The organism is Candidatus Seribacter sulfatis, assembly GCF_964187635.1.
Classification (GTDB): domain Bacteria; phylum Verrucomicrobiota; class Verrucomicrobiia; order Opitutales; family Seribacteraceae; genus Seribacter; species Seribacter sulfatis.
On sequence record NZ_CAXLMO010000076.1, the window covers coordinates 1 to 7,553 of the forward strand.

Here is a 7,553-nt window from a genome sequence, read left to right on the forward strand (position 1 = left end):
TGATCTGCACACCCGCACGGGGGTAAGACCCAAGCCTTTAAAACGTGGAACCGTACCCACGGTTCCCCTGCGTGCCCTGATCCCCAAAGGAAGTGAAAATATTATCGTGGCTGGAAGATGTGTCAGCAGTGATCGTCTTGCCAACTCAGGTCTGCGGGTACAAGCCGCCTGTATGGGAATGGGACAGGCAGCCGGGGCAACCGCTGCACTGGCAGCAGAATCGAACACTACGCCAATCAAGGTTCCCTTATCCAAGATTCACGGACTTCTTCAACAGCACGGGGCCATTATCCCCGCCAAGGCATAATTTTACTTGAAAAAACGACGACTAGTCTCCCTCTTTAATGCCATCCTGTTTGGGGTGATGGCAGTGACTGGGATAATTGCTTTTATTCAACCGTTCTCGATTGAAATCATTGGCCTGCATGCCCTCACCGGATTCCTTTTCATCGGAGTGGTTGTCGGCCATATTTTCAATAATTCGGTTGCCCTGAAGAAGTATATCAAAAGTCCTGTAGTACTTGGAGTAATCGGGGTTACTATTTTTACAACGCTCCTGTTTTATTATCAACCTGCTCCGATTAAGAAAATACTTGGGCTGAGTGGGAATCTTGGCCCTGCCCTCGACCTTTTTGAAATGGATGAGAAAGGAATGACCTACAAGTACACCCCGGATCCCGGTTACAAAATGCTCATTGATCTGCGAACCGGACCAGCATACGATCTTAAAAATCCGCCACGGTTGGCGGTGTGGATGGAAAACCAGTCACTCTATCATATCAAGACTCTCTATGTTTCCGACACACCCGATATCCGGGAACAACTCCCCTACTGGGCATTTAAGGTCAAAGGATGGGAAAAAGCCCAGAAGGAAGCGGAAGAAAAAAACCTCAGCCTTGAGGATTCGGTCGATGCGGTATCGGAGGCAACTGCCAATGGCTCCTTCGATCCGGCTGATTATATTCTACCCACCGAGCAAAACGCATCCATGCCCTATCGGGTTATGATCGAAGTCAACCAACCCAATGATCCATCGAGTAAACTGGATGATCAACCATCCCTGGTTTATGAGGTGGAAGTCGACAATTATGACCCTTACACTTTTCAGCTTCTTGAATTAGTGGGATTCCCGGTTTTAGAAAAGGATACGGAAAAAGAGGAATGGTACCTCAGTTATGCGGATGAAAGTATAGAGTCTGCCTTTGAAATAGTGGACAGCGTGCTTTTACAAATTGACCGGGCAGTGGACAAATCATTTTTCAAAAGTACAACATCTCCCTAATTTTTGGATAATATTTCTAAGATTTCATTTTTCGCATAAGAAAAGAAATCTTTAAGACATTTACAGAATAATTACTGAAATTATGTCGAATTTTAACCCAGATGAAATCATTCAAGATGTCCTTGCGGGAGACAAGGACAAGTTTCGGACACTCGTTCGGGAATATGGATTATTGGTCCGTGGCTACCTTGCATCCAGAGTCTACCATTTAGAGGATGCCGAGGACTTGGCGCAGGACTCCTTCCTTATTGCTTTCTCCAAGCTATCTTCCTACGAGATCGGGACGAATTTCCGGGCATGGCTTTTGAGCATCGCCAAGTATCAGTTGTCCAATCATTGGCGCAAAAGTAGTCGGCGGGCCAACACCATGGATAAATTCAGGCATGACATTGCCGGTGCCATCCAGCCAGAAATGGTCAAAGCATCCGATGAGATGAAACAAAACCAAATTAATAAACTGCTCCACTGTATTTCCGAATTACCTGACCGTACCCGTCATTTGATTAGAGCGGGACTCGACGGAGTGCGCATGGAAACTCTCGCTGAAGAAATGAATTTAAAACCCAACGCAATTTACCAACTTCGCCATCGTGCACATATCGCCCTGCGTAAGTGTATGGAGAACAAGGAACCAGAAACCGCATCATGAAAAACTTCGATAAAGACCCCGATTTCCTGGATCTGCTGGCCGCTTGGCATGAAAACAAAAATCTATCCCCCTCCAGACGTAAAGAACTCCTCCGGCGTTTGGAAAACGATGAAAGGCTAAGGATCGAACTGGCTCGAGAAATCGAAATGGCCGGTCTCACCCGGGCCGTTCAGGTTGGTGAACCCAGATGGTTGGAACTCGAAGAAAAACTCGGGGTTTCCAAAGATCAGGGCTCTCCAGATTTTGAATCTTCAGTTATGGGCCGTGTTTCAAAATCTGCCACACCACAAGCTAATCAAACTCTCTCCTTCCCTAAGTTCGCGTGGATTGGATGTGCGGCGGCTTTGGTATTTGCCCTTTTCTATTTATCGAACGAAAAACCCATTGAACTCGGGGTCGCTCAGGTAATTAGGCTTGAAGGGGAAGATCATGGTCATCACCAAAATCAATTTTTAAAGAAAGGGGAAGAATTCACCATTGAGCAAGGATTAGTCGAAATGGCCTTTCGTGACACTGGGGTACACCTCGTGGGCACTGGTCCTCTTAAAATGACGCTAATTAGCAATGACCGCGTTTTTCTTAATGAGGGTGAAATAAAGCTTGTGGTACCTCCTCAAGGAATTGGCTTTGTAGTGGATACTTTGGAGCGAAAATTCGTGGATTTGGGCACCAGTTTCGTGGTGCAGGCAAATGATGAGGGCTCGCAGGTTCTTGTTCTAGAGGGAGAAATTGCAGTAGGGGCAAGAAACGATAAACCGAGTCAACTTATGGGTAAAGGGGCTATGGCTAATTTTGACCGTGATGGAAAAATGGATTTGCGTTCAGAAAAACACAGTGGAGTACCTGAGCTATCCGTTCCACCCATGGTTCAAACTGCTTCTTCTTTGAACGGAAAAATCTTTGGTATCGCAAAAGGGTCTGAACCTATCCCTTCCAGCAAAGACGAAATTCAGGAAAAGAGTATCACCAAACGGTTTCTATCTCTGGTTAAATCAGGATTTAAGAACACAAAAGGACTCGAAAACTTTATTCAAGGGCGTCCACTTCGCTACACCGGTATAGCTGGGAGTTACAATCATTTTCCTAAAAATGTAAGCCTCGGTTCTTATCCCGAAATACATGGATGGATGGCATGGTATCAAGGAAAAGTAAAAGCTCCCGAACCCGGCCGTTACCGGTTCTGGGGCTATGCGGATAATAACCTTCTCGTATCCATAAATGGCAAGCCGGTATTTGAGGGCTCACGCTGGGATTCTCATCTTCGTAACGACCTTAAGGTTTTTCGGAATAACCATCCTTCCTTTCCTTGTCTGAATTCAAGAGCCGGCTTTGCCCGTGGAAAATGGATCACTATCGGCGATGAACCTGTACAAATTGACCTTCTCTTTGGAGAAAGAAGTCAAAATCTTACTTCAGGTATCCTGCTCATCGAAAAAGAGGGTACATCTTATGAAAAAACTTATTGGGGACAGCCCAAATGGCCCTTATTCCTGACCGAGTTGCCTCAAGAAAAGCAATTGGTCGAACTTGATGAATTACGCATTCATATGGAAGAAAACATACAGGGCTCCTTTTCCGTCTCCAATGATAGTGTTTGGAAAGTGGTTAAGGGTACCTGATCTTCTTTCCCTCATTTCGGTTTTCCGGTTTGCCCCCAACTCTTACTCTTGAAATTATTTTGATTTCATTATCCCCCTTAATCTATGAAAAACAAAACCAATCGCTCCACATACATAACCCTTATATCATTCCTCCTTTCATGTCTATCGGCAGGTGCAACTGTCGATCTCTTCAACGGGAAAGACCTCAGCGGTTGGCTTGGGAAAGAAAGGTTTTGGAAAGTTGAGAATGGTACCATTATTGGAGAGACCACGCCAGATAACCCAACTCCCGCTAACACCTTTCTTATTTGGAAAGGAGGAGAGGTAAAGGATTTCGAATTTTCCTGTCAGGTAAAATTTCAGGGAAATAATTCTGGAGTCCAGTACCGCAGCAAAGCAATAGGAGATTTGAACGATTGTGTACTGAGCGGATATCAGGCTGACTTGCACCCCAAACAGGAATTCTTTGGCATGCTTTATGGAGAGAAGTATGGCAAACGAGGAATCATTGCCAGGCGTTGGCAAAAAGCGGACGCACGGGGGGATAAGGATGTGAAAATCCTTGGTTCAGTGGGTGATAAAACTGAACTCGATGGGGCCAAATGGAACAAATTGACTATCGTGGCCGTGGGCAACCGTTTGATCCATATGGTCAATGATGTGGTAACCGTCGATGTAACGGAAAATCATCCCGATGCGATCGCTAAAGGCCACCTCGGACTTCAGCTACATCGCGGTGTACCCATGAAGGTCGAATTCAAGGCTCTTAAGTACAAAAAATTATCGGGGGCTGCTGCCAGGAAAGCCCTCGAAAACGCAACCGGTGAGAAGCCTAAAAAACAGGCCTCTAAACCAGCACCCAAGCCAAAAATGGAATCTCTTGCCCGTTCAGCCACTTCTCCCGCACGAATCAATATTGCCGACGGATTTAAGATTGATCTGCTTTATTCAGTACCCATGGACAAACAGGGTTCATGGGTTGCCATGTGTATGGATAATAAAAACCGCCTGATCGTCAGTGATCAATACGGTGGGATCTTCCGTTTTCCTATTCCAGCTGCAGGCAAGAAAATTGATCCCGCCAGCATCGAGCAAATCACCTATTCCGCGGAACGGGCAGGCATGAGCAAGCCAACGGATGCACAAAAAAAACTTCCACAAATTGGACATGCACAAGGACTTTGCTACGCCTTTGACAGTCTTTATGTCGTAGTCAACTCCCGCTCGAGTTCAACCGGGGCCGGCGTATTCCGCCTCTTAGACACTAATCAGGACGATAAGTTCGACAAAATTATAACCATTAAAAAACTCTCCGCCACCGGGGGCGAACACGGTCCGCACGCCATCATTCCAGCTCCGGACGGCAAACATTTATATGTGGTCATGGGGAACCAGACCCCACTCCCGGAGGACTACACCCACTCCCGGGTTCCGGAACTCTGGGGAGAAGATCAATTATATCCATCCCTGCAGTATTTCATGAAGGGCGCGGTCGCTCCGCTCGGGCATTTTGCTCAGATTGACCCTGAAGGAAAAACCTGGGAAGTTATGTCCACCGGTTTTCGTAACCAATACGATGCTGCGGTCAACCGCGAGGGTGAGCTTTTTACCTATGATGCGGATATGGAGTGGGACATGAATACACCCTGGTATCGTCCCACCCGCGTGAATCATGTGATCGATGGATCCGACTTTGGATGGCGCACCGGTTCCGGTAAATTCATGGATTATTGCAGTGACACCTTTGGCACCGTGGCTGATGTGGGACCCGGCTCGCCCACAGGAGTATGTTTCGGCTATGGAGCGAAGTTTCCAGCCAAGTACCAAAATGCATTTTTCATCAGTGACTGGTCTTACGGGAAATTATATGCGGTACATTTATCTCCCCAAGGTTCAACCTATACTGGAAAGGTCGAGGAGTTTGCCAGTGCCCAACCTTTCCCGCTCACCGATCTTCTGGTCAATCCAAAAGACGGTGCGATGTACATTGCCGTGGGAGGAAGAAAAGTGCAGTCCGGGCTTTATCGTATAACTTACGAGGGCAAGGAATCCACCGTACCGGCAAAATCCATGTCCGGCGGTGAGGAAGCCAGAAAACGCAGGCAAGCATTGGAATCCTTTGTCCAAAGAGAAGCCAAACCTGCAAATAAAAACCAATTAAACAAAATTTGGAGCTCTTTAGCTGCCCAGGACCGTGGGATTCGCCATGCCGCCCGAGTCGCTCTGGAAAAACAGCCCGTTAAAAAATGGAAAGGCCGATTAGCCTCTGAAAAAAGCCCGATCGCTGCATCCGCTGCTATGATTGCCTTGGCCAGAGCTGATGCTACAAGCGGTGAAACCGTATTGCAAAAAGCAATGACTTTTAAATACAGGGATCTCAAATCCCGTCAGCAAAAGCTCGACCTACTCCGATCCATCACCCTTGCCCTGACCCGTGGAGGTCAGCCTGCCGAGGAGCAAAAGGGAAAGCTGATCGCATGGCTTGATCAGATTTACCCAGCATCCACACCGGAGGAAAACCGTGATCTTTCCGCAATTATGCAGTTCCTCCAGGCACCATCGGCAGCAAGAAAGGGAATGGCACTTTTAAGGGGAGCTTCCGGACAGGAGGAACAAATCGGTTATGCCCTTAATCTCCGCCATCTAAAGAACGGATGGACCTCCCTCCTACGCGAATCTTATTTTAAATGGTTTGTACGGGCGGGTAACTTCAAGGGAGGTGCCCGACTCAACAACTACCTGGATGGCATTAAAAAAGATGCGATTGCCAGTGTTAAGGACTCGCAAATGACCGAGGGACTGAAAAAGATAATTGATACAAAACCCCAGTCCAGTGCTCCCCAGTTTACTTTTGAACCCCGTACTTTTGTCAAAAATTGGACAATGAAAGAAATGGGCAAATGGGTACCCAGTGGAGTACCCGGAAAGAGAGACTTTAAGAATGGCCGTCAAATGTTTGGTGCAGGGAGCTGCTATGCATGTCACCGAATCGGGGGCGAAGGAGGAGCGGTTGGACCCGATCTTACTTCCGTTGGTGGTAAGTTTGGAGGTTACGATCTGATTGAGTCCATCGTGGATCCCGGAAAAGAAATAAGTGATCAATATGGATCAAGTATCTTCAGCCTCAGCGATGGTTCTCAACTTAACGGCCGAATCATGAACATGAGGAACAATGAGTACTGGATAAACACCGATATGATGCAGCCCAGCATGGTTACCAAAGTAAAAGCGGAAAATTTAGCTTCTATTGAGCCATCCACGGTTTCCATGATGCCTCCAGGACTGCTAAACACCATGGACAAAGAAGACATTCTTGATTTAATGGCCTATTTAATTGCTGGTGGTAAATCGGATCACCAACTTTTCGCCAAATAGTTTTTAAATTCAATCTTACATCCAGCCCTTTTACCTATGAAAAAACTCATTAGCTTACTCTGCTTATTTGGTGGAACCCTTGGGGTATCTGCTCAAAAATCTCCCAATGTTCTCTACATCATTTCCGATGATCAGTCTTGGACCGACTATGGTTTCATGGGGCACCCTCAAATTAAAACCCCAAACTTGGATAAACTCGCCAACGAAAGCGTGCTTTTCGAGCGCGGCTATGTCCCCACCGCTCTCTGCCGTCCTTCACTCGTAACTTTGATCAACGGCCAATACGCTCACAAACATGGAGTTACCGGAAATGATCCATCTCCCAAACGCTATCTCAAAGAAAAAAGTAATCAAAAGAAAGCTCAGCTTATTTCCTATCTCGACCGTTTCGAAACCTTACCCAATTTACTTGGAGAAAAGGGATACCTCAGCCACCAGAGCGGAAAATGGTGGGAAGGAAACTTTAAGCATGGTGGGTTTACACACGGAATGACACGTGGCTTCCCCCAACCAGGGGGACGCCATGGAGATGATGGATTGAAGATCGGACGGAATGGCTTACAGCCGATTGAGGATTTTGTGGACCATGCAATGAAGGAGAATAAGCCTTTCTTTTTATGGTACGGGGTTTTCCTTCCACACACCC

At 46.8% G+C, this 7,553-nt stretch carries 6 protein-coding genes; all 6 read left to right on the plus strand.

Features of this window, described 5'->3' with window-relative positions:
* A partial coding sequence (locus ACKPQ5_RS07570) for an FAD-dependent oxidoreductase (protein WP_407678495.1) occupies positions 1-307 on the plus strand: 307 nt, incomplete at its 5' end.
* A gap of 6 nt (positions 308-313) precedes the next feature.
* The gene (locus ACKPQ5_RS07575) at positions 314-1,282 is read left to right on the plus strand and encodes a hypothetical protein (protein WP_407678496.1); all 969 of its coding nucleotides are present in this window, start codon (positions 314-316) and stop codon (positions 1,280-1,282) included.
* Between the two features lie 82 nt (positions 1,283-1,364).
* On the plus strand, positions 1,365-1,931 hold the full coding sequence (locus ACKPQ5_RS07580) for an RNA polymerase sigma factor (protein ID WP_407678497.1): 567 nt from the start codon (positions 1,365-1,367) through the stop codon (positions 1,929-1,931).
* Positions 1,928-3,550, plus strand: coding sequence for a hypothetical protein (locus tag ACKPQ5_RS07585; protein ID WP_407678498.1), 1,623 nt, complete (start codon positions 1,928-1,930; stop codon positions 3,548-3,550). The genes ACKPQ5_RS07580 and ACKPQ5_RS07585 overlap by 4 nt, the downstream gene beginning before the upstream one ends.
* An 84-nt stretch (positions 3,551-3,634) precedes the next feature.
* Positions 3,635-6,907 (plus strand): family 16 glycoside hydrolase, encoded by a 3,273-nt coding sequence (locus tag ACKPQ5_RS07590; RefSeq protein ID WP_407678499.1) that lies wholly within the window; start codon positions 3,635-3,637, stop codon positions 6,905-6,907.
* Positions 6,908-6,943: 36 nt separating this feature from the next.
* On the plus strand, positions 6,944-7,553 hold a 610-nt coding region (locus tag ACKPQ5_RS07595), incomplete at its 3' end, for a sulfatase-like hydrolase/transferase (RefSeq protein ID WP_407678500.1).

Bases quoted from the DNA above. Each gene is read 5' to 3' on its own strand.
- ACKPQ5_RS07590 (WP_407678499.1), top strand. From the start codon at position 3,635: ATGAAAAACAAAACCAATCGCTCCACATACATAACCCTTATATCATTC.
- ACKPQ5_RS07580 (WP_407678497.1), top strand. From the start codon at position 1,365: ATGTCGAATTTTAACCCAGATGAAATCATTCAAGATGTCCTTGCGGGA.
- ACKPQ5_RS07585 (WP_407678498.1), top strand. From the start codon at position 1,928: ATGAAAAACTTCGATAAAGACCCCGATTTCCTGGATCTGCTGGCCGCT.